Here is a 2,546-nt window from a genome sequence, read left to right as displayed (position 1 = left end):
GCCCAGGCCCAGACCCCGACGACGCAGCCGGCGGCGCCTTCCGCCTACTCCACGCCCGCGCTCGCGCCGCGCGCGCCGCTGTCCGGCCAGGACGCCGAGCTGCTGCGCCTGGGCCTGCAGGCGGCGCGTTCCCGCGACCTGCAGCTGGCCGATTCCTACCGCGCCCAGATCAAGGATCCCGTCGCCCAACGCCTGCTGCGCTGGGGCATGGTCGACACCATGGGCGACCGCATGAGCTTCTTCGAGCTCGACGCCGCCCGCCGCGACTTCGCCGGCTGGCCGCGCGGCGACTGGCGCCAGCAGGTGGCCGAACGCTCGCTGGCGCTGGCCAACCTGCCGCCCGACCGGGTGATCGCCTGGTTCGGCGGCGACGCGCCGACCACCGCCGAGGGGGCCATGACCCTCGCCTCGGCCCTGCAGGCGCAGGGCAAGACCGCCGAGGCCCAGGCGCTGGTCAAGGACTGGTGGCGCAACCGGCTGTTCGAGGCCGGGGCGCAGAGCACCATGCTCTCGCGCTACGGGACGTGGCTGACCCAGGACGATCACATCAAGCGCCTGGACACCCTGCTGCTGGGTCCGCAGGGCCCGGCCACCCAGTCGATCATCGCCATGGTGCCGGCCGACTACCAGGCCCTGGCCCGCGCTCGCATGGCCCTGCGCTCCGACGCGGCGGACGCCAACACCCTGTTCAACGCCGTGCCCGCCCCGCTGCTGGCCGACCCGGGCCTGGCCTTCGAGCGCGCCAGCTATCTGCGCCGCAAAGGCATGGAGACCCTGGGCTTCAGCCTGGTCAGCCGCTTCCCGCCGGCGCCGTATGACGACGACGGCGCCGACCGGCTCTGGCGCGAACGCAAGCTCTACATGCAGGCGGCGATCCGGGCGCGCGACTACAAAACGGCCTACGCGGCCATGACCAACCACGGCTTCCGCGGCGGCGAAAAACTGGTCGAGGCCGAGTTCTTCGCCGGCTGGATCTCGCTTCGGAAACTGAACGACGCGGCCACGGCCGACCGCCACTTCACCACCCTGCAGAACGCCAGCTCGACCCCCATCACCCAGGGCCGGGCCGGCTACTGGCGCGGGCGCGCCCTGGAGGCGCAGAACCAGGCCGACGCGGCCAAGGTCCAGTACCAGACCGGCGGGCGCTACTTCACGACCTTCTACGGCCAGTTGGCCGCCGAGAAGGCCGGCCAGACCAGCCTGACGCTGGGCCGCGACCCGATTCCGACCGACGCCGACCGCCAGCGGTTCGAGGGCCGCGAGCTGATCCGCGCCGCCCGGATCGCCTCCGACGCGGGCGAGAAGGACCTGTTCCGGGTGTTCGTCATGCACATCGACGACACCCTGCCCAGCACCGAAGAGGCCGCCCTGCTGGTCGACATGGCCCGCCAGCTCGGCGATCAGGACCTGTCGATGCGCGTGGTCCGCGCCGCCGCCCAGAAGGGCTACATCCTGCCCGAGCGCGGCTATCCGGTTCGCCAGGTGCCCGCGGTCCCGACCTCGGCCGAGCCGGCCTTCGTGCTGGCCATCACCCGTCAGGAATCCGGCTTCGACCCGCGGGTGCGCTCCAGCGCCGACGCGCGCGGCATGATGCAGATGCTCCCCGCCACCGCCCGCGGCGCCGCACGCCGGCTCGGCGTGGAGTGGAGCGAGAACATGCTGTGGGATCCCGACTACAACATGAAGCTCGGGGCCTTCCATCTGGGCGAGCTGGTCGACCAGTTCAGCGGCTCGTACATCCTGGCCATGGCCGCCTACAACGCCGGCCCGAACCGTCCGCCGCAATGGATCGCCGACTGCGGCGACCCGCGCGGCGGGGCCACCGACCCGGTCGACTTCATCGAGTGCATCCCGTTCAGCGAGACCCGCAACTACGTCATGCGCGTCAGCGAGAACATGCAGGTCTATCGCGCCCGACTGAACGGCGGGACCGCCGCCAACTTCCAGCCGTCGGCCGATCTGAAGCGCGGCGGCTACGGCGGCCCGCGGCCGTATGCGCCCAGCGGCTACACGCCGGGGAACTGAGCCCGCGTGCCAGAGAGGACCGGCCCGTGCGGCGTGTCGGTCCAGGCGGCGTCCAGGTGGAAGGCCGACTTCAGCACGGCCGGCGACAGCGCCTCCAGCGGCGCGCCCTGCGCCGCCGTGCGCCCGTGGTCCAGCACCAGAACCTGGTCGCAGAACCGCGCGGCCAGGCTCAGGTCGTGCAGGGTGACGATCGCCGTCGCGCCTCGCGCCGTCTCGGCCCGCAGCAGCTCCAGGGTCAGCAGCTGGGCGTCAGGATCCAGCCCCGCCACAGGCTCGTCGGCCAGCAGCAGCGGCGCCTGGGTGACCAGCAGGCGGGCCAGCAGCACCCGCGCGCGCTCGCCGCCCGACATTTCGAACACGCCGCGGTCGGCCAGATCGCTCAGTCCGACGCGTTCGAGCGCGGCCAGGGCGCGCGCCTGCGCCTGCGCCGGCGGGGCGGTGATCGCGCCGAGCGCGGCGATGCGCACGGCGCTCATGCCCCAGCCGATCCGGCGCTCCTGCGGCAGGTAGCCGGCCAGGCC

The 2,546-nt window shown here is 73.0% G+C and carries 2 protein-coding genes; one reads left to right on the top strand and one right to left on the bottom strand.

Annotation, left to right across the window (positions count from 1 at the left end):
• Positions 1-2,025, top strand: a 2,025-nt coding sequence (locus G3573_RS21110; RefSeq protein WP_163263612.1) for a lytic transglycosylase domain-containing protein, incomplete at its 5' end; no start/stop codon positions are given.
• Here G3573_RS21110 and G3573_RS21105 read toward each other — a convergent pair.
• Positions 2,007-2,546 (bottom strand): ABC transporter ATP-binding protein (locus G3573_RS21105; RefSeq protein ID WP_163263611.1); only part of this gene is annotated, 540 nt, incomplete at its 5' end. The genes G3573_RS21110 and G3573_RS21105 overlap by 19 nt on opposite strands.

It is taken from the genome of Caulobacter sp. 17J65-9 (genome assembly GCF_010975005.1).
In the GTDB taxonomy this organism is placed as follows: Bacteria; Pseudomonadota; Alphaproteobacteria; order Caulobacterales; family Caulobacteraceae; genus 17J80-11.
This window is presented reverse-complemented; position numbering and strand designations above follow the sequence as displayed.